Annotated in this window: 22 protein-coding genes and 1 pseudogene; 13 read left to right on the top strand and 10 right to left on the bottom strand. The window is 59.9% G+C overall.

Going from position 1 to position 19,506, the window contains the following annotated elements; all coding sequences use genetic code 11:
* Window positions 1-91 precede the first annotated feature (91 nt).
* A complete protein-coding gene (psaM, locus tag ACVWXZ_RS07445; protein ID WP_011434349.1) occupies window positions 92-184 on the bottom strand; it encodes a photosystem I reaction center subunit XII in 93 nt (30 codons plus the stop codon).
* A gap of 371 nt (window positions 185-555) precedes the next feature.
* Between psaM and glyA the strand changes: the two genes are divergently transcribed.
* From glyA to ACVWXZ_RS07460, 3 genes are all read left to right on the top strand, one after another.
* Window positions 556-1,881: a serine hydroxymethyltransferase gene (gene glyA / locus ACVWXZ_RS07450; protein ID WP_457403700.1), complete on the top strand. Its 1,326-nt coding sequence runs from the start codon at window positions 556-558 to the stop codon at window positions 1,879-1,881.
* Window positions 1,882-1,905: 24 nt separating this feature from the next.
* Entirely contained in the window at window positions 1,906-3,027 is a 1,122-nt protein-coding gene (locus ACVWXZ_RS07455; protein WP_457403679.1) for a glycosyltransferase family 4 protein, read from the top strand.
* Window positions 3,028-3,125: 98 nt separating this feature from the next.
* The gene (locus ACVWXZ_RS07460) at window positions 3,126-3,692 is read left to right on the top strand and encodes a hypothetical protein (protein WP_457403678.1); all 567 of its coding nucleotides are present in this window, start codon (window positions 3,126-3,128) and stop codon (window positions 3,690-3,692) included.
* Window positions 3,693-3,697: 5 nt separating this feature from the next.
* On the opposite strand, the gene ACVWXZ_RS07465 is transcribed toward ACVWXZ_RS07460, so the two are convergent.
* Window positions 3,698-4,225, bottom strand: coding sequence for an adenine phosphoribosyltransferase (locus tag ACVWXZ_RS07465; protein ID WP_011434353.1), 528 nt, complete (start codon window positions 4,223-4,225; stop codon window positions 3,698-3,700).
* Between the two features lie 210 nt (window positions 4,226-4,435).
* Here ACVWXZ_RS07465 and ACVWXZ_RS07470 point away from each other — a divergent pair, with 210 nt between their 5' ends.
* Window positions 4,436-4,873, top strand: coding sequence for a hypothetical protein (locus ACVWXZ_RS07470; RefSeq protein ID WP_457403676.1), 438 nt, complete (start codon window positions 4,436-4,438; stop codon window positions 4,871-4,873).
* Between the two features lie 45 nt (window positions 4,874-4,918).
* Here the strand turns inward: ACVWXZ_RS07470 and ACVWXZ_RS07475 are convergent, their stop codons facing one another.
* Together ACVWXZ_RS07475 and ACVWXZ_RS07480 are read right to left on the bottom strand one after the other, a co-directional pair.
* The gene (locus ACVWXZ_RS07475) at window positions 4,919-6,868 is read right to left on the bottom strand and encodes an NHL repeat-containing protein (protein WP_457403675.1); all 1,950 of its coding nucleotides are present in this window, start codon (window positions 6,866-6,868) and stop codon (window positions 4,919-4,921) included.
* 322 nt (window positions 6,869-7,190) lie between these two features.
* Complete coding sequence (locus ACVWXZ_RS07480; RefSeq protein WP_457403674.1) at window positions 7,191-8,423, bottom strand: peptidase C39 family protein; 1,233 nt, start codon at window positions 8,421-8,423, stop codon at window positions 7,191-7,193.
* Between the two features lie 62 nt (window positions 8,424-8,485).
* Here ACVWXZ_RS07480 and ACVWXZ_RS07485 point away from each other — a divergent pair.
* A pseudogene (locus ACVWXZ_RS07485) lies at window positions 8,486-8,669 on the top strand (hypothetical protein); the annotation flags it as partial.
* 196 nt (window positions 8,670-8,865) lie between these two features.
* On the opposite strand, the gene ACVWXZ_RS07490 reads toward ACVWXZ_RS07485, so the two are convergent.
* From ACVWXZ_RS07490 to thrC, 4 genes are all read right to left on the bottom strand, one after another.
* Entirely contained in the window at window positions 8,866-9,444 is a 579-nt protein-coding gene (locus tag ACVWXZ_RS07490) for a DNA-3-methyladenine glycosylase (RefSeq protein WP_011434357.1), read from the bottom strand.
* 26 nt (window positions 9,445-9,470) lie between these two features.
* Window positions 9,471-9,746, bottom strand: coding sequence for a ubiquitin-like small modifier protein 1 (locus ACVWXZ_RS07495; protein WP_011434358.1), 276 nt, complete (start codon window positions 9,744-9,746; stop codon window positions 9,471-9,473).
* Window positions 9,747-9,782: 36 nt separating this feature from the next.
* Window positions 9,783-10,304 carry a fasciclin domain-containing protein gene (locus ACVWXZ_RS07500; RefSeq protein WP_457482345.1) on the bottom strand — a complete coding sequence of 174 codons (522 nt, stop codon included), beginning with the start codon at window positions 10,302-10,304 and terminating at the stop codon, window positions 9,783-9,785.
* Window positions 10,305-10,408: 104 nt separating this feature from the next.
* The gene (thrC, locus tag ACVWXZ_RS07505) at window positions 10,409-11,749 is read right to left on the bottom strand and encodes a threonine synthase (protein WP_457445403.1); all 1,341 of its coding nucleotides are present in this window, start codon (window positions 11,747-11,749) and stop codon (window positions 10,409-10,411) included.
* 497 nt (window positions 11,750-12,246) lie between these two features.
* On the opposite strand from thrC, the gene mnmG reads away from it, so the two are divergent.
* Window positions 12,247-14,178: a tRNA uridine-5-carboxymethylaminomethyl(34) synthesis enzyme MnmG gene (gene mnmG, locus ACVWXZ_RS07510; protein ID WP_457403671.1), complete on the top strand. Its 1,932-nt coding sequence runs from the start codon at window positions 12,247-12,249 to the stop codon at window positions 14,176-14,178.
* On the opposite strand, the gene tsaD is transcribed toward mnmG, so the two are convergent.
* Window positions 14,142-15,236 (bottom strand): tRNA (adenosine(37)-N6)-threonylcarbamoyltransferase complex transferase subunit TsaD, encoded by a 1,095-nt coding sequence (gene tsaD / locus ACVWXZ_RS07515; protein ID WP_457403669.1) that lies wholly within the window; start codon window positions 15,234-15,236, stop codon window positions 14,142-14,144. The genes mnmG and tsaD overlap by 37 nt on opposite strands.
* Before the next feature lie 205 nt (window positions 15,237-15,441).
* On the opposite strand from tsaD, the gene ACVWXZ_RS07520 reads away from it, so the two are divergent.
* From ACVWXZ_RS07520 to ACVWXZ_RS07530, 3 genes are all read left to right on the top strand, one after another.
* The gene (locus ACVWXZ_RS07520; protein WP_011434364.1) at window positions 15,442-15,987 is read left to right on the top strand and encodes a photosystem I reaction center subunit III; all 546 of its coding nucleotides are present in this window, start codon (window positions 15,442-15,444) and stop codon (window positions 15,985-15,987) included.
* A gap of 44 nt (window positions 15,988-16,031) precedes the next feature.
* Window positions 16,032-16,151, top strand: a complete 120-nt coding sequence (locus tag ACVWXZ_RS07525; RefSeq protein WP_011434365.1) for a photosystem I reaction center subunit IX — start codon at window positions 16,032-16,034, stop codon at window positions 16,149-16,151.
* A 100-nt stretch (window positions 16,152-16,251) separates the two neighbouring features.
* Entirely contained in the window at window positions 16,252-16,740 is a 489-nt protein-coding gene (locus ACVWXZ_RS07530) for a photosystem I reaction center protein subunit XI (RefSeq protein WP_457403668.1), read from the top strand.
* A gap of 6 nt (window positions 16,741-16,746) precedes the next feature.
* Here the strand turns inward: ACVWXZ_RS07530 and ACVWXZ_RS07535 are convergent, their stop codons facing one another.
* Window positions 16,747-16,947, bottom strand: a complete 201-nt coding sequence (locus ACVWXZ_RS07535; RefSeq protein ID WP_041436874.1) for a CsbD family protein — start codon at window positions 16,945-16,947, stop codon at window positions 16,747-16,749.
* A gap of 207 nt (window positions 16,948-17,154) precedes the next feature.
* Here ACVWXZ_RS07535 and ACVWXZ_RS07540 point away from each other — a divergent pair, with 207 nt between their 5' ends.
* Genes ACVWXZ_RS07540 through ACVWXZ_RS07555 form a run of 4 tightly spaced genes read left to right on the top strand, consistent with a single transcriptional unit; the run spans window position 17,155 to window position 19,353 of the window.
* Window positions 17,155-17,586, top strand: a complete 432-nt coding sequence (locus tag ACVWXZ_RS07540; RefSeq protein ID WP_457393906.1) for a ribonuclease III domain-containing protein — start codon at window positions 17,155-17,157, stop codon at window positions 17,584-17,586.
* Between the two features lie 33 nt (window positions 17,587-17,619).
* Window positions 17,620-18,756, top strand: a complete 1,137-nt coding sequence (gene rlmB, locus ACVWXZ_RS07545) for a 23S rRNA (guanosine(2251)-2'-O)-methyltransferase RlmB (RefSeq protein WP_011434369.1) — start codon at window positions 17,620-17,622, stop codon at window positions 18,754-18,756.
* Window positions 18,757-18,778: 22 nt separating this feature from the next.
* On the top strand, window positions 18,779-19,036 hold the full coding sequence (locus tag ACVWXZ_RS07550; RefSeq protein WP_414384163.1) for a DUF1816 domain-containing protein: 258 nt from the start codon (window positions 18,779-18,781) through the stop codon (window positions 19,034-19,036).
* A complete protein-coding gene (locus tag ACVWXZ_RS07555) occupies window positions 19,036-19,353 on the top strand; it encodes a 2Fe-2S iron-sulfur cluster-binding protein (protein ID WP_414342213.1) in 318 nt (105 codons plus the stop codon). The genes ACVWXZ_RS07550 and ACVWXZ_RS07555 overlap by 1 nt, the downstream gene beginning before the upstream one ends.
* The last annotated feature ends 153 nt before the right edge of the window (window positions 19,354-19,506 follow it).

The raw sequence follows: 19,506 nt of genomic DNA on the forward strand, positions 1-19,506 counted from the left end.
AAGAAAAAAGCCTGCCTTATTACTCCGCAACACTGTCGTGACGGGGCAGGCCGAAGGGATCCAGAGGCACTTTTTGGGAGATGCAGGAGCTTTAGCTGCGGGCCAGGGCGGATCCCAAAAGCAGAGCCATCACTGCCGGCACCAAGGCAATCGCCAGGATGGTGAAAACTTGTGCGTCCGTCATAACCAACTCCCTAACAGTGGAATTGCACAAAAGTCAGCCCCCTCACTCTACCGTAGCTTGAGGGGTAGCCTTGACACCGAGAAGAAAAGCTCAACATTCTTTACAAAGCAGCCCTTGCCCATCCCGCTTGACCGTGGCTCCCAGATCCTCTGCTTGGATCGATGTTGCTCCGCAACGCTGTCGCGACTGACATTCTCCCCACCCCTAAAGCAAGGGATTCTTTCTCAGTTTTGGGGCTTTACCCCAGGCAGAAAGGCCGGGGCCTGCGCTGCTGGTTTGCGGGTCATGCTACGATGTTGCTCCGCAACGCCGTCGCGACGGCGAAGCAGTTCTTGCCCATTCCTCCTGCGAAGTTCGGTCTTGGCGTCATCATGGTAGCTGCTCCACAAAGTCTGACCACCCTACGGGATAACCTGGCCATCCTGGCGGAAACGGATCCCGTTGTTTACCGCCTGATCCAGCAAGAGCTCAACCGGCAGCGGGATCACCTGGAGATGATCGCCAGCGAGAACTTCACTTCTCCTGCTGTCTTGGCCGCCCAGGGCTCGGTGCTCACCAACAAGTATGCAGAAGGGCTGCCGGGCAAACGCTACTACGGCGGCTGTGAGTTTATTGACGAGATTGAACAGCTGGCCATTGACCGGGCTAAGCAATTGTTCGGGGCAGCCCACGCCAATGTGCAGCCCCACTCGGGGGCGCAGGCCAATTTCGCTGTTTTCCTGGCCCTGCTGCAGCCAGGAGACACAATTATGGGCATGGATCTGGCCCACGGCGGCCACCTTACCCACGGCTCCCCGGTAAACGTCTCCGGCAAGTGGTTCCGCGTGGTGCACTACGGGGTGCATCCGCAGACGGAGCGGATTGATTTTGACCAAGTGCGGGATCTGGCCCTGCAGCACCGGCCCAAGCTGATCATCTGCGGCTACTCTGCCTATCCGCGGACAATTGACTTTGCCGCTTTCCGCGCCATTGCCGACGAGGTGGGGGCCTATCTTCTGGCCGACATTGCCCACATTGCCGGCTTGGTGGCCACTGGACATCACCCCAACCCCGTGCCCCTCTGCGATGTGGTGACCACCACTACCCACAAGACGCTGCGAGGGCCGCGCGGGGGACTCATTCTCACCCGCGACCCAGAATTGGGCAAAAAGCTGGATAAGGCAGTGTTCCCCGGCAGCCAGGGGGGGCCGCTGGAGCATGTTATTGCTGGCAAGGCGGTGGCCTTTGGAGAAGCCCTGCAGCCCAGCTTTGCCCAGTACTCGGCCCAAGTTATCGCCAATGCCCAAGCCCTGGCGGGATCCCTGCAACGGCGGGGCATTCGGCTGGTTTCCGGGGGCACCGACAATCACCTGATGTTGCTGGATCTGCGCTCGGTTTCGGCGGTGCTGGAAAAAACTGGGGCGGCGGATCCGGTAATGACGGGCAAACGGGCGGATCGGCTGATGGGGGAGATCCACATCACCGCCAATAAGAACACCATTCCCTTCGACCCACAGCCGCCCTTTGTAGCTAGCGGCCTGCGTCTGGGATCCCCAGCCTTGACCACCCGCGGCTTGGGGCCAGTAGAATTTGAGGAAATTGGGGAGATCATCGCCGATTGTCTGTTTCAGCCTGAGGAGCCTGCTGTATTGGAAGAGTGTCGCCAGCGGGTGGCTCAGCTCTGTCGCCGTTTCCCCCTCTACCCCCACTTGGGATAACCGCAATCCTCGCCACGGCTTGCTATGCCCTACTTGGTTGCCTTTCTGGCTGCTGCCTGTGTGGTTCTGTGGGCAACCCCGGTGGTGAAGGCGGTCGGGATCCGCAGTGGCCAGTTGGACTTTCCCGACGAGCGCAAGATCCACCGGCAGCCGATGGTACGCCTGGGGGGGGTTTCCATCTTTTTTGGGAACTTGGTGGCCCTGCTGTTGCTCTGGGGAGCCGGAGCTTTTGGGGGCTTGCGCACCGAGCAGGAGTACGAGATTTGGGGGGTGACGATCGGTGGGGTTTTGTTTTTTTTGATTGGCCTGGCGGACGACCTGTTTCACCTGTCGCCTTTTTCCCGCTTGTTGATGCAATTCGGCGTGGCTGCTGCCGCTTGGGGAGTAGGGGTGCGCATTGAGTTCGTCAACCTGCCCGGGAGAGGGATCTGGCCCTTTCCGGTGTGGTTGAGCCTGCTGATTACCTTGCTCTGGCTGGTGGGGATGGCCAACGCCATCAACTTCATGGACGGGCTGGATGGGCTGGCGGCAGGGGTGTCGGGAATTGCGGCAGTGGTGATGCTGATCGTAACCCTGCTGCTGGATCGACCGGCGGCGGCCATGCTGGCGGCGGCTTTGGCGGGAGCTTGCCTAGGCTTTTTGCGCTACAACTTCAACCCAGCGCAGATCTTCATGGGGGATGGAGGGGCCTATTTTTTGGGCTTTACCCTGGCTGGGATTGGGGTGATCGGGGTGGCCAAGGGGGTGACCACGCTGGCAGTAGCCCTGCCTTTCTTTATCCTGGCGGTGCCGATCCTGGATATGTCCACCGTGATCCTCAAACGGCTGGCCAGGGGGAAGTCGCCTTTCCATCCCGACAAAGGCCACCTGCACCACCGTCTGCTCAAAGCTGGCCTATCCCATCGGCATTCAGTGCTGCTCATCTACGCCATGACCCTCTGGGGGGGATCCCTGGCCTTGGCCTTGGCGGGCTTGCCGGCAGGAGGCACCTACCTGGGCGGGGCCTCGCTGGTGCTGGGGGGGGTGGCCTGGGGGGCTTGGCAACGGCATCGCCAACGGCGACGAGCTTTGCCCTCGGAGGACAGGCCCGAACAGGAATATGTTGCTCCGCAATGCTGTTGCGACCAGGAATGTAAAGAAGATTGAGCTGGGCTTGTTCTCCATCGCTCGCCTGCCTAGACTGGAGGCGCTCTATATTTGTTGTTTTTTGTTTTGTTGTTTTTTGTTTAGCTCTGTGTTGCCTCATGCGCCCCACACCTGAGTTGGCAGCTCTCCTGCGCCGCACCGCGGATCGTATCCAATCCCAACACTGGGGCTTCTGGGACTGGGAGTACTGCTGGCGGGACAGCACCCGCTGCAATTGCGGCCTGTTGGTGCGAGAAGCCCTGGGCTGGGATCGGCAGCAACTCAGCCTGCGCATCCACCGCGGCACCTGGCGCTCCATCGCCCAAACCGCCTACCGAACTGTTGCCCTGGCCTTGAGGGATCCCTGGCAACCGGAAGGGCGCTGCGAGTCCACCGGCCTGCGGCTGGGGTATGTGTTCGAGAAAATGGCAGAGCTGGGGTTCGACCAACCGGAAGACTTTGCCGCCCTGGAGGAGCTGAGCGATCCCGTAATTCTGGCCCGCCTGGCGGAAAAAGGTGTGGAGCCAGCACAGCGCGACCAGGCGATCCATGTGGCGCTTTACATGCGGGAACTGGCGGACTGGATTGACGAACAACTGCAGGCGCAGGCTCAGATCAGCCGCTTGAGCCAACCTTTGCCCAAAACACCAGGGATCCTCGTCCAACAGTCGGTGCACCTTACTTGAGGAACTCAGTTGCCTTCCTCTACCATCACCACATGGGCAGGGATCCCAGGGGGAAGAGCCTTGCAGCCGGACAAAAAGGCCAGCTCGATTAAGAAGGCAAATCCCCCCACCTCAGCGCCGCTCTGGGCCACCAATTGGGCGGTGGCAGCGGCTGTACCCCCGGTGGCAATGACATCATCCACGATCAACACCCGCTCTCCAGGCCGCAGGGCGTGGGCGTGCAGTTGGAGCTGGTCTTGGCCGTATTCCAGGCTGTAAGTCTGGCTGAGCACCGGCGGCGGCAGTTTGCCTGGCTTGCGAACCGGGACAAAGCCCAAGCCCAGGTGTTGTGCCAAAGCAGCCCCTAAAATGAACCCCCGCGACTCGATGCCGACCACATAATCTAGGGATCCCATGCCGGTGGTGCCGGCGGCCAACTGTTCAATAGCCGCCCGGAAGCCTGCCGGATCCTGCAGCAGGGGGGTCATATCCCGAAAGAGGATGCCGGGTCTGGGAAAATCGGGCACCAAGCGAATGAGGGCTCGCAGATCCATCCTGTTTTCCTCGCTGGCCAGTGGCTTGCTGTTCGCGCTATTCGGACGGAGTCCTCAAAGGACGCTCCAAGCAACCCATCATACTCGGTTAGCTTGTGGGCAGATGGGATCCCTTTTGGTCAGTCGAGCAACGGGGAAGATTTTCTATAATTGGCAAGGCTAGGGGCCGCGGCTCACCTGGTCACCCATCTGTGAACTCGGAGACTTCTCATGCGTTATTACATGGCCATCGACTCCAATCCCCTAGCCAGTTTGCCGCTGGCTCTGTTTGGGGTGAGCAGCGAGGCGGCCTATGTCGATCTGCTGCAAGACAAGCTCATTGTGCGGGCGGGCAGCCTGTTCAACGAGACGTTCTCCCTGAGCGAGTTGGGACAAGGGGAGCGCTTCCCCTGGCCTTGGTACTACGGACTGGGCGTGCGCACCGATTTTCAGGGGATCGTTGGCCCGGTCACCAGCACCCAAGGGGTGATCGCCATTCCACTGGTGCAGGAAAAGCCTCTTTTTATTCCGTTGCTGGGGCCGGTGGGGCTGCAAGTGCCCTGCAAAAAGCTGGTCTTCAGCCTCAAAGATCCAGACACCTTCCTGGCCAACTTCAATCAGGGTCGCCCAGAGGTGAACGCCGGCCCGAAGAGTGTGGTGATTGAGTAGATGGGGATCCCTGTGAAACCTGAGAGACGGCGGCCTGTCAAGAGCCTACAGAGATCCCCCAGGGGTTGGGGTGACAGGCCCAGAAGCAACGCGGCTTATGCGACGCAAGCCCGGCAAGCCGGCATCCACCACCACCACACTGCCATCCGCTAAGACTACCAAGCCGGCAGGTTGATCGAACCGGGCCACCGAGGTGGGGCCATCCTGCCAGCCGGGCTGATTCTGTCCGGCCAAGGTGGAAACTTGTCCCCCAGGCTGAAGACGACGAATGCGATGGTTATCTCGGTCGGCCACCCAGAGGTTGCCTGCCGCATCGAAGGCCAGCCCCCCCAGGGTTTGAAAACGGGCCTCTGCCAGGGGGCCATCCCGATAGCCTGGCTCTGCCCCGGAGAGGGTGGTCACTCGTCCGCCAGCAGAGAGCCGGCGCAGGCGATGTCCATCGGCAATCCAGAGGTTCCCCTCCTTATCCACCGCCAGAGCCGTGGGCTGCAGGAGCTGGGCCTGTTCTGCTGGGCCATCGACGGATCCCGGCTGGCCCGTGCCGGCAACGGTGGTCACCTCACCGGCAGGGGTGATGCGGCGGATGCGGCGATTGGCGCGGTCGGCAACGTAGAGGCTGCCATCTGAACCCAAAGCCAGCCCAGATGGCTCCCGGAACTGAGCTCGGTCAAGCCCCCCATCTCGGTATCCCGCTATACAAGTGCCGGCAAAGGTGCTCACCTGTCGTTGCAGGTTGATATAGCGCAGGCAATGGTTGCCGCTGTCGGCTACCCACAATCCCCCCTTGGGATCCCAGAGCAGCCCCTGTGGGGAGTCAAACTGAGCTTGATTGGCTGCTCCGTCGCGGCGGCCTGCTTGGCCTGTGCCGGCCCAAACTTCCAATTCCCCCTCTGGAGACAGCCGGAAGATGCGGTGCTGGGCTCTATCGGCTAAATAGAAGGCTCCTTCAGGATCCACAGCAATGCCGCTGATTTGCTGCAGGTAGATCCTGGACTCGGTGCCGGTGTTATCAGGGGCGTTGCCGACAGGATCTGCCGCGGGCGAGGTGCGGCCATCCAGCAAAGTTTCCACCACCCAGGCCGATGCTGCCGGAGCAGTGGGGGTGGGAGAGGGGCTGGGGGAAGGAGTAGCGGCAGGCCAATCGTAGACCAGAGTGCCCAACCCTTGCCCGGAAGCATCCGCAACAGCAACCCAAACTGAGCCGGAAAGAGAAGAAGGCGGCATCACCACCAAACGGTCACCGCTGCGGGAGCGAATTTCCCCCCTCAGGATGCGCTCGGGATTGGCTGCTGCAGCAAAGAGAACTGTTTCCACCCGCTCCAAATTTTCCCCTGAGAGCAGCAACGGCTGGCCAAGGGTGGGCGCTGCCGAGCTGGTGTGCAGCAGCGGTACCCCCACCTCAGAGAGCACCAACATAGAAAGGCGGCGCTGGCGCTCTGTGTCTTGGGGAGGACGATTGACACTGCCAGAACTCCCAGAGCGGGCAGAAAGGGTCAGGGATCCCTTCCCCTGCGCCAGAGTGGTGGATCCCCGATAGGCAATGGCGCTGAGCTCCGCTTCTCCGGCGGGAGGATTGGTGAAGGTGAAAGTGGCCGGTTGCCCTGGGCGCAGAGGGGCAGTGGCGGTTTGGCGATAAGTGCCCAGGGTAATGCTCAGGTCGATGCCTTCCACCCCCGGCCAGGTGGGAGTGCGAGCCAGCCAGCGATCCACCTCTGAGGCCGGTAGCTGGGCCACCAGATCGGATCCCTGTTCCTGAAGCAGCAGAACAATGCGGTTGCTGGGCACCGACAAGCCGGACTGGCGGGCTTGCTCGAAAGTCAGAGAAAGCGGGGAGGGAGGGAGAGGAGTTGGAGTTAAAACCGGCTGTAGGGCCGCAGGGGGAACAACGCTGGGAGACAGACTAGAAGAAGAAAGCTCGCCACAGCCCGAGAGAGCCAGCACCAAGGCACTCAGCGCAGGCCAAGGTAGCGGTGTCAGGGAAGCCCGTCGTGGCATGATGCAGCTCATCCCCTCCCACAAACTGGGAAATGGCGGAAACCCAAACCCCCACGCTTACCTTCATCAGCGTACAAACCGGCGAGAATTGCCCAGCACCCTCTCTGCCGCAGGAGCCACCTCGACCAATGCCTTGGCCCCTGAACCGCATTCCTATTCATGACCAACCATCCTCACCCGCAGGTGAGTCGCACTCCTCACTCCATCTATCCTTACTCAAATCCCCACCGAAAGACCAGATAGCAGTTTCAGCGGCCAGGAAATCATCCAGGCCATAGCGGTAGCGCTGTAAGTCGATGCTGCCCGCGTTCGCCCGGTTCGGCTATAGAGTGGGGACAGGCCACTCTCGCGGATGAATCAAGTAGACGGTACCCCCGGAGTGCTCCAGCCACAACGACTCTAGCTGTTCGCGGCGGTAAGTACGGCGAACCTCTTCGTTGGTTTTGGCTGCCGGATCGTGGAGGATGGGATCCCCGTGGCTAAACTGCTCCGCACCGCTGCCGCGAGCAAACCCCACCAGCACCGCCAGATGGCCGTTGCTTCTGGGAATTGGCGCCCCTTCCAGTTCTCCCTCACCCCAAGCATAGCTGAGGATCACCGGAACCCCTGCCGCGATCCAGGCTTCTGCTTGAGCCAAGCTCTCCAGCCGCGCCACCACGCCGGACAAACCCTGCTCGGCAGCATGGGCGACGTTGAAAGCCCAGTTGCCATGGCCCTGGTAAACCCGGTCATACACACCGGCCACTGCTGCGCGCACCAACACCTCACAGGGGCGGGGATCCCGCTTCCAGTAGGCCATCACCATCGCCAAAGAGGTGGGGCTACACCAGACCTCTCCCCCATCGGGGTACACCATCTGGGAGCACCAAGGCAGATCCAAGATTTTGCCCCAGCGGCTGGGATCCCCAGGGGATAGGCGGCTGGGCCTGACCGGCTCGTTGGAAATGGCAACTGCCACCTGATCCACAACGGCAGAACGGCCTGGCTCTTGCGTGAACAGGCGCACCCTGACCTGGAAGGCTTCTGCTCCGTTGAGGGTATCCTTGAGCACCAGCAAGTCCGTGTACAGGTTGCCATCCTCATCCCCTTGTCCTTGCACTGAGTGGCTGGCCAGAGTCAAGGGATCCGCAGCCCATACCCCGCCGTGATACCACTTTGTCCAGCGGTCTGAAAGCTTGGCCCGAATCCACAGTTCCAACCAGGTGCCGGGGGGCGTGGTGGCATTCCAGGAAGCGATTGCCCCGACCATAGGGAAGCTGGTGGGGACTGCTGGGCTGGTGGCTTCTCCCACCCAGTAGGGGCCAAGGGGATAGAAAGGGCGCCCCCGTTCGCGTAAGCGGTGCGGAGCATTATCGCGTAAGCGGGACGGAGTCCTTAGCGCCACCTCAGGCTCTTCAAGGCTGACTTCTTGCCGCAAACCCTCTGGATCCAAGACCAATTGCCCTCGGGCGTTCAGGCAGATCCCTTGGGTTGACCAGTCCTGAAACCCCTGAGCTTCTCCCGCCCGCCAGCGCTGAAACCCGGTGCGATAGGTGAAGTGGGTCTGGGATTGCATCGTCAAGAGCATGACTCTAGTCAATAATAAGCTCAACTATACTGAAAATAATGTATAATATGTTCAGTACGGATTACTACCAGTTGATCTTTCTGTTTACTTTCGAGTCTGCCAACATGGTAGCCAAAGCAAAGCAGAAAATTGGTAGTAAGACGACACGGAAACTGCGCTTTGGGTATTCTACTCAAAGCTTTGCGGGATACCGCCATTCTGGTTGGAAACAAACAGAATGCTATCGCTGCATAGTTGAACAGTGATGTTCAGCAGTGTTCAGCGTAAATGTATCAGTCCTGGAAAAGTTGGAACAGGCTGGGCCAACGTGGGCAACCCCAGCAAGAGCAGCACAACCCCGCTGACCAGCCCAGGCAGCCCCTGCCGTTCGCGTAAGCGGGACGGAGTCCTTTAGCCACTGCCTTCTGCGAGCATTGTCCGCCTGCCCCCACTAATAGCGCGACACCGCCGGATGTCCACCAATGTACCAGCGCCAGGGGATCTCGGCTCCTTGGGTGATGCCGATGCGGGTGGTTTGGACGATGGACAACTGCGTTTGCCAAGAGGGGGATCCCTCCAGCCAAATGCCTTCCTGGCCGGCTTCCGCCCGCTCTAGCCGCCAGCCGTTGTGGGATCCGTCGATGCGCAGTGCTTGACAGAGCAGGCCCGGCCCCGCCGCCGCCCGTGCTGGCTGATTCTGTTTGTTGGCCGGGATCCAGTCTGGCAGGCGATCCAACTGAGCTGCCCGAATCAGAACCGCCGCCGGGATCCCTTCTGGCTCGGTAACGATATTTAGACAGTGGTAGAGGCCGTAGATGCGATAGATGTAGAGATGCCCTGGCGGGCCAAACATGACCTGGTTGCGTTGGGTCTTGCGGCGGTAGGCATGGCAGGCCGGATCCCCAGCCGTGTAGGCCTCCGTCTCTACGATCTGGGCCCGCACCTGCAGCCCATCGGCAAATTGCCGCACCAGAACCATGCCCAGCAAGGCAGGTGCCACCAGCGGGGCCGGCTGGCTCAACCACTCCACAGCGTCCACGGCAGGCTTGGCAGCCCTCAGCCCCCAGCAACGGCAGGGACGATGCTCACCTCATCCCCATCTTGCAGAGGGGTGTCACATCCCTTGAGGAAGCGAATGTCTTCGCTGTTCACATAAAAGTTGACGAAGCGGCGCAATTCCCCCTTCTCATCGCACAGCCGCGCCTTAATCCCCGGACAGCGTTGTTCCAAAGCATCCAACAATTCGCGGATGGTGGATCCCTCGCAATTCACCACCCCCTGATCCTGGGTGAGCGCCCGCAGCGTGTTGGGAATCAGCACCTTGACTGCCATAGCCCAATGCCTCGTCCATTAACCAACATCAAAAAACTAGGGTAGCAGCACCCCATCGATGCCGTGAATCACGCCGTTGGAAACTGGAATATCCGCCAGGTTCACGTTAGCCCCGTTGACCCGGATGCTGCCATCGGATCCCACTTGCACCTGCAGCGGCAGCCCTGCCAAGGTGGTCAGAGTGGTCGATTGGCCGGGCCGCAGGTCAAACGAGGTAATCCGCCCCGGCACCACATGATACGTGAGAATGCGGGTGAGCTGAGCCCGGTTGGCCGGCTGCAACAGCGTCTCCACCGTACTCGGCGGCAGTTGCCCAAAGGCCACATCGGAAGGGGCAAAGACCGTGAACGGCCCCGGCCCTGCCAACGCCGTATTCAGGCCCGTCGCCCGCAAAGCTGCCGCCAGCGTCGAGTAGCTGCTGGGCAAAGTTTCCAGCTCAACGGCAATGGTGTTTAGCCCTTGAGGCTGGGCCGCAGGAGCAAAGACAAGCGGGGCCACTACAGCCGCCAACGGGATCCAACGGCGAACAAGGCGTTGAACAGAAGGAAAGATAGGCATTGTGCAAAGCTCCTGAGCCAATAGGTCTACGCCAGGGATCTTAACAGTTCTTCATTAAGATTCTGTTAAGAGGCAATGGAGAGGGTCTTCCCTGCAAACCGAGTTCATACTGATGCCTCCTGCCAGTCCAGCCGCTCCAGGGTGCGGGCCCGCTCCAAAGCCTGTTCAAAGCTCTCCAGCCTGGGCGAGATCACCAGCGGATGGCCTACGTGGGCTTGAACCGCCTCCTGGGTCTTCAGACCGTTGCCAGTAATGTAGGCTACTGTAACCGCCTCCGGATCGATTTGACCGGATTCTGCCAGGTGTTTGAGCACGGCAATGGTGGTGCCGCCGGCAGTCTCGGTGAAGATGCCTTCGGTCTCGGCCAGGAGCTTAATGCCGGCGATGATCTCGGGATCCGTGGCCGTTGCGATCTGCCCACCGGTTCTGCGGGCAATGTCCAGGGCGTAGATCCCGTCGGCAGGGTTGCCGATGGCGATGGACTTGGCGATGGTATTGGGCTTAACCGGAGTGACAAAATCCCGTCCCTCGCGGAAGGCTTGGGCAATGGGCGAACATCCCTGCGCCTGGGCGCCGTGGAAGGTGACCGGCTTATCCGCCACCAGCCCCACCTTCACAAACTCCTGGAAGCCTTTGTAAACCTTGGTGTACAGGGATCCCGAGGCCAGCGGGATCACTACCTGATCCGGCAGTTGCCAGCCCAGTTGCTCCACCACCTCGTAGGCCAGGGTTTTGGAGCCTTCCGAGTAGTAGGGGCGCAGGTTGATGTTGACAAAGCCCCAGCCGTAGCGATCCGCCACCTCGGCGCAGAGGCGATTCACCTGGTCGTAGTTGCCCTCCACCGCCATGACGGTGGGGTTGTAAATCAGGGATCCCAGCACTTTGCCCGCTTCTAAGTCCGCCGGGATGAAGATGGTGCAGTCCAAGCCGGCGTGGGCGGCAATAGCAGCGGTGGAGTTGGCCAGATTGCCCGTGCTGGCGCAGGAAACGGTGGTAAAACCCAGCTCCTTGGCGCGGGTCAGCGCCACCGACACCACCCGATCCTTGAAGCTGAGGGTGGGCATGTTGACGGCATCGTTCTTGATGTAAAGATTTTTCAATCCCAGCCGCCGACCCAGCCGCTCCGCCTTAACCAGCGGGGTCATGCCGGTGCCCACATCGATGGGCTTTTCAGAAGTCACCGGCAGAAAAGGCCGATAGCGCCAGATAGACAGCGGCCCAGCTTGGATGCTCTGCCGGCTGACGCTGTGCCTCAGCCAGTCGTAGTCATAAACCACTTCCAGGGGGCCGAAACACAGCTCACAAACATGCTTGGCGACCGGCTCATACTCGGCGCCACACTCCCGACAGCGCAAACGGCTGAAGCCCACCTTGGAGCTGTGCAAGGCAGAGGCCAACGGGGAATCGGCAGGGCTGAGCGGGCGTTCGGAAAGAGTTTGGGACATGGGCAGCCTCAAGGTGAAGGAAAGGGTGGGCGCTGGATTGAACTTACCTATCGTTGGGGGGAATCTTATCACCCGCAATCTGCCGCGTCAACTAAACCCGACTAAAATAGTCTGGATTAGATCCGGTTGAGGATAATGGAATCGGTGCTTGGCTCTCTCAGGCGGGCTGTCTGGTGTTTGTATGAGCCGCAACATCCCTTGGGCGACTCTGCCCTTTCCTCTGGGATCCCCTGCTATCGGCAGCCTTGGGGGAGCTGATCCCAGCGCCCTGAGGTCTCTTCAACTCTTCAATCAGGTGACTTAGGCTGGGAACTGAGCCTCTACCCAACTTTATTTCCCAGGGCAACAGAAAACTTTCCCTACTGCTCTGCCTGCCTCAGGCCGGTCGCAAATAACCCTATCCGTTGCCGCCATCGCTAAGCTGGATAAGCGAGCTGAAATAACCTGAAAATTAAAAGACCGGGGATCCCGGCTATTCATTTTGGAATTGCCACCTTATGCTCAAAGTTGGACAGGATAGCCTTGATTTTCTCGATCACTACGATGTGGTGGTGGTCGGCGGGGGGCACTCCGGCTGCGAGGCAGCGTTGGCAGCAGCGCGGCTGGGCTGCAACACCCTCATGCTGACATTGAATCTGGACAAGATCGCCTGGCAACCCTGTAACCCCGCCGTCGGCGGCCCGGCCAAATCGCAACTGGTACACGAAATCGATGCCCTCGGCGGCGAGATGGGCAAAGTTACCGACCGCACCTATTTGCAAAAGCGGGTGCTCAACCGTTCGCGGGGGCCGGCGGTGTGGGCGCTGCGGGCGCAAACCGACAAAAGGGAATATGCGCGGGTGATGCGCTCGGTGGTGGAAAACCAGCCTAACCTGACGATTCGCGAGGGCACTGTCACCGATTTGGTGTTGGGGCGCAACGACGAGGTGGTGGGCGTGGTCACCCATTTCGGCACCATCTTCGGCTGTCGGGCGGTGATCCTGACCACCGGTACGTTTTTGGGGGGGCGCATCTGGATTGGTCGCCACTGGCAAGCTGCCGGACGGGCAGGGGAATTTGCCGTGGAAGGGCTGACCGACACCCTGCGCCAACTGGGCTTTGAAACGGGCCGGCTGAAAACCGGCACCCCTGCCCGCGTGGATCGGCGCAGCGTGGATTTTTCCGTCATGGAGCGGCAACCGGGGGATCCCGATGTGCGCTGGTTTAGCTTCGACCCCGAGGTGTGGGTGCCAAGGGAGCAGATGGATTGCTACTTGACCCGCACCACCCCAGAGACCCACCGCATCATCCGGGAAAATCTCCACGAAACCCCTGTCTATGGCGGCTGGGTGGAGGCCAAAGGGCCCCGCTACTGCCCCAGCATCGAAGACAAGATTGTCCGCTTTGCCGACAAGGAAAGCCATCAGATTTTTATTGAGCCGGAAGGGCGGGATCTGCCGGAGCTCTACATCCAGGGGTTCTCCACGGGGATGCCTGAGAAAATCCAGATCCAGATGTTGCGCTCCTTGCCTGGCCTGGAGCGGTGCGTCATGCTGCGGCCTGCCTATGCGGTGGAATACGACTATCTGCCGGCCACCCAGCTCTACCCCACTCTGATGACCAAAAAGGTGCAGGGGTTGTTTTGCGCCGGCCAGATCAACGGCACCACCGGCTACGAAGAGGCGGCAGCTCAGGGGCTCATAGCCGGGATCAACGCTGCCCGCCTGGTTCAAGGCAAGCCCCTGGTCACCCTGCCGCGGGAGTCCAGCTACATCGGCACCCTCATCGACGATCTCTGCACCAAAGAACTGCGGGAGCCCTACCGCATGCTCACCAGCCGCTCCGAATACCGCCTCATCCTGCGCTCCGACAATGCCGACCAACGGCTCACCCCCCTGGGGCGAGAATGGGGCTTGATCGATGACCGGCGCTGGGCCCTGTTCCAAGCCAAGCAAGCGCGCATTGCCGCAGAAATCGAGCGCCTGGAAACGCAGCGGGTGAAGGCCCACGACCTGGCCGGCATCCAACTAAGCCAACTGACGGGGCAGGGGATCAAGGGATCCGCCACCCTGGCCGAGATCTTGCGCCGCAACCAGATTCACTACTCCGATCTCCTGGAACTGGGGCTGGGGGATGCGGAGCTGGATCCCTTTGAGCAGGAGGCGGCAGAGATTGCCGTCAAATACAGCGGCTACATCCAGCGGCAGCAGAGCCAAATTGAGCAGGTGAGCAAGCAGTACCACCGCCCTCTGCCCCCCGATCTGGACTACCACTCCATCCCCACCCTCTCCAAAGAGTCGCGGGATAAGCTCTCGGCGGTGCGCCCGCTAACCGTGGGCCAGGCGGCCCGCATCGGCGGTGTCAACCCCGCCGACATCAACGCGCTGCTCATCTACCTTGAGGTGAGGCAACGTCAGAGGGCGGCGGATCCCGTCTGTTCTTCTCTGTGAGCTCCGCCCCCACCCAGGTAGAGGGAAGGGATCCCTTCTAGGGGCATGCGCGAGGCTACCCCCAGCTCCAGCGGCGAGACCTCCCCCCGCAGCCAGTGGCAGAGCCCAGCTGCCCCAATCATGGCGGCATTGTCGGTGCAGAGGGCTAGAGGCGGGATCACCACCCGCAACCCCTTTTGCCGGGCTGCTTCTGTGAGGCGGGCCCTCAGCTCCCGATTGGCAGCTACCCCTCCCGTCAGCAGCAGCGTCGAGAGGCCCAGCGCCTCGGCGCAGGCCACTGCCTTTTCGGTGAGCACATGGGTCAGACAGGCCTGGAAGCTGGCGGCAATATCGGCAATGGGCAACTCCTGGCCCTCTTGCCGCAACTGCTGTACTAGGCGCAACACCGCCGTTTTTAGGCCACTGAAGCTGCTGTCGTAGGGATGATCCACTTTGCCCTCTGGCAGCGGGAACCGCTCTGGATCCCCCTGCTGGGCCCAACGGTCGATCTGCGGCCCCCCCGGGTAGCCCAGCCCCAACAGCCGCGCCACCTTATCAAATGCCTCGCCGGCAGCATCGTCGCGGGTGCGGCCCACCGTCTGGTAGTCCCCGTAGTCCTTCATCCAAATCAGGCTGGTATGGCCTCCCGATACCAAAAGGCATAGGCAGGGGGGGCGCAAATCGGGCTCTGCCAAGAAGCCGCTGAAGAGATGGCCCTCCAGATGATGCACCCCGATCAGGGGCTTGTCGTAAAGCAAAGCCAGGGTCTTGGCCCCCATCAGCCCCACCAGCAGGGATCCCACCAGGCCCGGCGCACAGGTTACGGCAATGGCATCTACCTCGGCCACCTCCAATCCGGCCTGCTGCAGAGCAGCCTCTAGCACAAAGGGCAGAGTTTCCACATGCTGCCGTGAGGCCACCTCCGGCACCACCCCCCCGTAAGCAGCATGAAGGTCGATTTGGCTGGCCACCACGGAGCTGAGCTGCCGTGGGGCAAATCCCGGCCAGGCCACATCCGCCGCCACCACAGCCACAGCCGTTTCGTCACAACTGGTTTCGATGGCAAGGACGCGGGGCATGGGAGAGCAAGCTGGGCAAAAGGGATAGGAGAGCTTTGGGATACTTGAGATACTTGAATTAAGAATTGTGTGAGCTAAAACCCGGGATCCGTCGGGGCGAGGCGCTCAGGAGTATGATACTAACCGTTTAGTGCCTGTTTCTGCACTTAGCATCCCTTAGCATTTGGACAGATCTTAGACCCCTACCTCAAGGACACATCCTGCTATGCGAACCTTTTTAAGCCTTCTTTTGGCCCTTTGCATCGCGCTTGGCCTCGCCCAATCTGTGCAGGCAGAGCCCTTGATTGGTCTGAAACCTTGCAGCGAAGTTCCCGCCTTTCAGGCTCTGATGAACGAACGCCTGAGCAGCCTAGAGGAGAAGATCCTCAACGCCAGCCCTGCTATGGCTCCCGTCTACCAGCAAAAGCTGGCCCAAACCAGCAAGCGCTTTGAGCGCTACAGCAAGCTGCTCTGCGGCGAAGAGGGCCTGCCCCACCTGGTTACAGATGGTCGGTTGAACCATGCGGGCGAGTTTCTCATCCCCGGCTTGCTTTTTCTCTACATCGCCGGTTGGCTGGGCTGGGCAGGGCGCTCTTATCTGATTGCCGTGCGGAATAGCGACGAACCGGAGATGAAAGAAAGCATCATCGACGTTCCCTTGGCGCTGCGCTGTTTCCTCACGGCTTTGGCTTGGCCTGCTGCTGCTTTCAAGGAGATTGCCAGCGGCGAAATTCAAGAGCCGGAAGCGGCTGTGCCCATCTCGCCCCGCTGAGCCTGGCTTTCCAACTCGATCTGTTCAACTTTTGAGAGGCATCTATGGCTGATTTCACCAAGTTTCTCACCACTGCTCCGGTGGCATTTATCCTGTTTTCCAGCTTTGTTTTTGCCCTGTTCATCGAGATCAATCGCTTCTTCCCCGACATTTTGACGTTCTGAGTGTAGGCCAGGGATCCCCAGCGCAACCTACGCCCGGTGGGATCCCTGCTTTTTTAGGCTTTTTTCCATCCTCCTTTGAACTGGACACAGAGTTGCTGAAATGGTCGAACCCAATGCCGATCCTGCTCCGTTGAATAGGTTGAACATGAATAAGGGATACGTCACCGTCCCTGAGGGAGATCCGCAAATTGGGGATCTCTGGACACCGATCAACCACGCGCCTGTTGTCCGGCTGTTGATCGACTGGCTGCCCATCAACCGACCGGGATTGAGTTCCATTTGGCGGGGCTTGGAAATCGGTATGGCCCACGGCTATTGGCTGGTAGGCCCCTTTGCCAAGCTGGGGCCGCTGCGCAACGAGCCCATCGGTCTGCTGAGCGGCTTTTTGGGAGCCTGTGGCCTGATCCTGATCCTGACGGCGGCCCTTTCTCTCTACGGCTCTGTCACCTCGCAGCGCAACATAGGGCCGGTAGGGGGATCCCAATCTTGGAGCGAATTGGCCGCTGGCTTTTTGGTAGGGGGTATGGGGGGGGCGGTCGTCGCCTACCTGCTTTTGCTGAATGCAGATCTCCTTGTCCCCGCATCTTAACTGGAGCTATTGGCCATCCGTTGGATCATCCACAACGTCTTTAATCGCTTCTCGAGCATCCTCGACTCCAGGGTGGGTGGCCGCCTTTGTTTGCTCGGCCTTACCTTCCAGCCTTTCACGCTGATCGCTGGCCAGCTCACCCACAATTTCTTGGATTTTGCTCTCCAGATTCTTGGCAGTAACTCCAACTGGCTTTTCAAGGCTCATAACATCAGCCCCTTAACCGGCTTTGCCCTGTCTACTCGATAGCACCTTTTCTCTCTGGGCCTCGTGATCCAAATCACCTGCAAGGGGGGAAAGAGCGCGAGTCAGGCTAGCAGACCAGAGGAAGCTTGTCTTAGCATGGACTGAATCCTGCAATGAGCCGATGACAGCGGTTCTAGAGATTTTTCTGCCTATCTTTCGTGAGCTGCTGTGAACGATCTGCTGTCCGAACCCACTTCCGAAAGGCCCTCCTTGGCCGAGATTCGCCGCCTATCGCCCGCAGCCTTGGCCTACCTGGGAGACGCCATTTACGAACTGCACGTGCGGCGGCAACGGCTATTTCCTCCGGATCGACTGGAGCGCTATCATCAGCAGGTGGTGAGGCGGGTGCGCGGCTCGGCTCAGGCCAAGTTGCTGTTGGCCCTGTTGCCCCATCTCAACCCCGAAGAGCAGGAAATTGTCCGCTGGGGTCGCAATGGCTGCGGTCGCCCACCCCGGCATCTGCCTCTGGCCGATTACCAAAACGCCAGCGGCCTGGAAACAGTTCTGGGCTATCTCTACCTGGCCAATCCCGAACGGCTGCGCCATATCCTCGCCCTCACTGATGTTTTGGCTGAGACCCTAGGCGAGTGGGAAGGTTAGGATAGTCTTTCCGTCTTTCCATCTTCCACGCCCATGCCCAAGACTTCTCAGCGCAAACCTGCTTCACGGCTGTCTCGCTCGGGCAAACTGCAGCCGCGAAGGGCAGGGCAATCCGTTAGCAAGCGGGTACAGCGGCCCAAACGCCGAGACGGGGATCCCAAGCTTGCCCTCCGAGAGGCTCCAGTGAAGCCCATCCGTCGCGACGCGCAACGGCAGTGGCCCCAAGGCAAGATGGCTCCTCAACCAGTAGGCGAGCTGGATCCCGGCCTCTCCACTGGCGAGACAGGGATCTTGCCAGGGGAAGTTCAGCCTCAGGCCGACGGGAATCCGGAGACCGAGCTGGAGCAAGAGATTATCTACGGTCGCCAGACAGTACTGGCTGCTTTGAAAAGTCAAGCCACCCTCAATCGGGTTTGGATCTTGCCGAAGTTGCGCTACAGCCCCCAATTTTTATCTCTGTTGGAAGAAGCCAAAGCGCGGGGCACCGTTATCGACGAAGTGTCTCCAAAGCGGCTGAACGCCCTCACGGCTGGCGCCAACCACCAGGGTATCGCTGCCCAAGCCACGCCTTATCAGTACGTGGCCCTGGAGGATTTGGTGGAAAGAAGCCGGCAGGCCGGCCCCAATCCGGTGCTGGTGGTTCTAGACGGGATCCAGGATCCCCATAACTTGGGAGCTATTGCCCGTAGTGTAGAAGCTTTTGGCATGCAGGGGATGGTGATCCCCCAGCGGCGGGCAGCAGGGGTAACCTCGACGGTGATGAAGGTAGCGGCGGGAGCCCTCTCCACCTTGCCGGTGGCGCGGGTGGTGAATTTGAATCGGGCTTTGGAATACCTCAAAGAGCAGGGGTTTTGGGTCTATGGCACCACCAGCCGAGGGGCTGACCCCATCTATAGCGCCGATTTTCAGCGGCCCATTGCTTTGGTAGTAGGATCCGAGGGGGAAGGGATTAGCCTGCTCACACAACGCCATTGTGACCAACTGCTGTCCATTCCCTTGGCAGGCCGCACTGAAAGCTTGAATGCTTCTGTGGCCGCCGGCATTGCCCTCTACGAAATCCACCGGCAGCGCTCTCCCCACCACCTCAAACGCCCTGAGGTTGATACATTCCTCAACAAATCGTCAATAAAAGTAGTAGAATCTAGGGGATTGCAAAAGGACATCCAATGATTGCTAGACTTGATAATGGGGGATGGATCCCGTGAGCAACCTTTTGGCCAATCTGTTGGATAAGCTGCGCGGCCTATCGGTCTGGATCGAGATCACCACCGAGGACTGTACCTACTACTACGGCCCCTTCTCCGATGAAGCTGAGGCGGAGCGGCTCAAAGGCCACTACATCGCCGACCTGCAAAAGGAAGGAGCCAAAAAGATCCAGGCTCTGGTGAAGAAAATGCGCCAGCCACAGTCTCTGACGGTGACCCGTACTCCGTCGGGAGCCCGTTCCTGATGTCTGCTACGGCTTATCAAGTAACCCTTCATCACCGCGGCCAAACCTACCGCTTCCCTGCCTCTGCGGATCAGACGGTTTTACAAGCTGCTCTTGAACACGGGATAGAGCTACCTTCCTCTTGTCAGGCGGGGGTTTGCACTACCTGTGCGGGGCGGCTGAGGTCGGGATCCGTGACTCAGACAGAGGCAATGGGGATTGGCCCAGAACTGCAGGCTCAGGGCTTTGTGCTGCTGTGTGTAGCCTATGCTACCTCTGATTTGGAGGTGGAAACTGATCAAGAGGAGGAGGTTTACCGTTTGCAGTTTGGCTCCTAACCGTGCCGGATTTCTGTTCAGGTCTACTTGTTAGTAGGTGTTGTAGTCATTTCGATTCAAACTAGGTTGTGTTGATCTTTCATTTGAGCCAAAAGAGAGCACTGACGAGATAGAGAAAACTCAAGAAGTTCCTGGCCAATTTGTCAAAACGAG

The organism is Thermostichus sp. MS-CIW-38, from assembly GCF_054058415.1.

Coding starts and splice junctions, on each gene's coding strand:
- ACVWXZ_RS07480 (WP_457403674.1), bottom strand. CDS start 8,423: ATGCAATCCCAGACCCACTTCACCTATCGCACCGGGTTTCAGCGCTGG.
- glyA (WP_457403700.1), top strand. CDS start 556: ATGGTAGCTGCTCCACAAAGTCTGACCACCCTACGGGATAACCTGGCC.
- ACVWXZ_RS07535 (WP_041436874.1), bottom strand. CDS start 16,947: ATGAGCCTTGAAAAGCCAGTTGGAGTTACTGCCAAGAATCTGGAGAGC.
- rlmB (WP_011434369.1), top strand. CDS start 17,620: ATGCCCAAGACTTCTCAGCGCAAACCTGCTTCACGGCTGTCTCGCTCG.
- ACVWXZ_RS07460 (WP_457403678.1), top strand. CDS start 3,126: ATGCGCCCCACACCTGAGTTGGCAGCTCTCCTGCGCCGCACCGCGGAT.
- ACVWXZ_RS07520 (WP_011434364.1), top strand. CDS start 15,442: ATGCGAACCTTTTTAAGCCTTCTTTTGGCCCTTTGCATCGCGCTTGGC.
- tsaD (WP_457403669.1), bottom strand. CDS start 15,236: ATGCCCCGCGTCCTTGCCATCGAAACCAGTTGTGACGAAACGGCTGTG.
- ACVWXZ_RS07555 (WP_414342213.1), top strand. CDS start 19,036: ATGTCTGCTACGGCTTATCAAGTAACCCTTCATCACCGCGGCCAAACC.
- ACVWXZ_RS07550 (WP_414384163.1), top strand. CDS start 18,779: ATGGATCCCGTGAGCAACCTTTTGGCCAATCTGTTGGATAAGCTGCGC.
- ACVWXZ_RS07465 (WP_011434353.1), bottom strand. CDS start 4,225: ATGGATCTGCGAGCCCTCATTCGCTTGGTGCCCGATTTTCCCAGACCC.
- ACVWXZ_RS07475 (WP_457403675.1), bottom strand. CDS start 6,868: ATGCCACGACGGGCTTCCCTGACACCGCTACCTTGGCCTGCGCTGAGT.
- ACVWXZ_RS07470 (WP_457403676.1), top strand. CDS start 4,436: ATGCGTTATTACATGGCCATCGACTCCAATCCCCTAGCCAGTTTGCCG.
- ACVWXZ_RS07530 (WP_457403668.1), top strand. CDS start 16,252: ATGGTCGAACCCAATGCCGATCCTGCTCCGTTGAATAGGTTGAACATG.
- thrC (WP_457445403.1), bottom strand. CDS start 11,749: ATGTCCCAAACTCTTTCCGAACGCCCGCTCAGCCCTGCCGATTCCCCG.
- ACVWXZ_RS07525 (WP_011434365.1), top strand. CDS start 16,032: ATGGCTGATTTCACCAAGTTTCTCACCACTGCTCCGGTGGCATTTATC.
- ACVWXZ_RS07495 (WP_011434358.1), bottom strand. CDS start 9,746: ATGGCAGTCAAGGTGCTGATTCCCAACACGCTGCGGGCGCTCACCCAG.
- ACVWXZ_RS07455 (WP_457403679.1), top strand. CDS start 1,906: ATGCCCTACTTGGTTGCCTTTCTGGCTGCTGCCTGTGTGGTTCTGTGG.
- ACVWXZ_RS07500 (WP_457482345.1), bottom strand. CDS start 10,304: ATGCCTATCTTTCCTTCTGTTCAACGCCTTGTTCGCCGTTGGATCCCG.
- psaM (WP_011434349.1), bottom strand. CDS start 184: ATGACGGACGCACAAGTTTTCACCATCCTGGCGATTGCCTTGGTGCCG.
- mnmG (WP_457403671.1), top strand. CDS start 12,247: ATGCTCAAAGTTGGACAGGATAGCCTTGATTTTCTCGATCACTACGAT.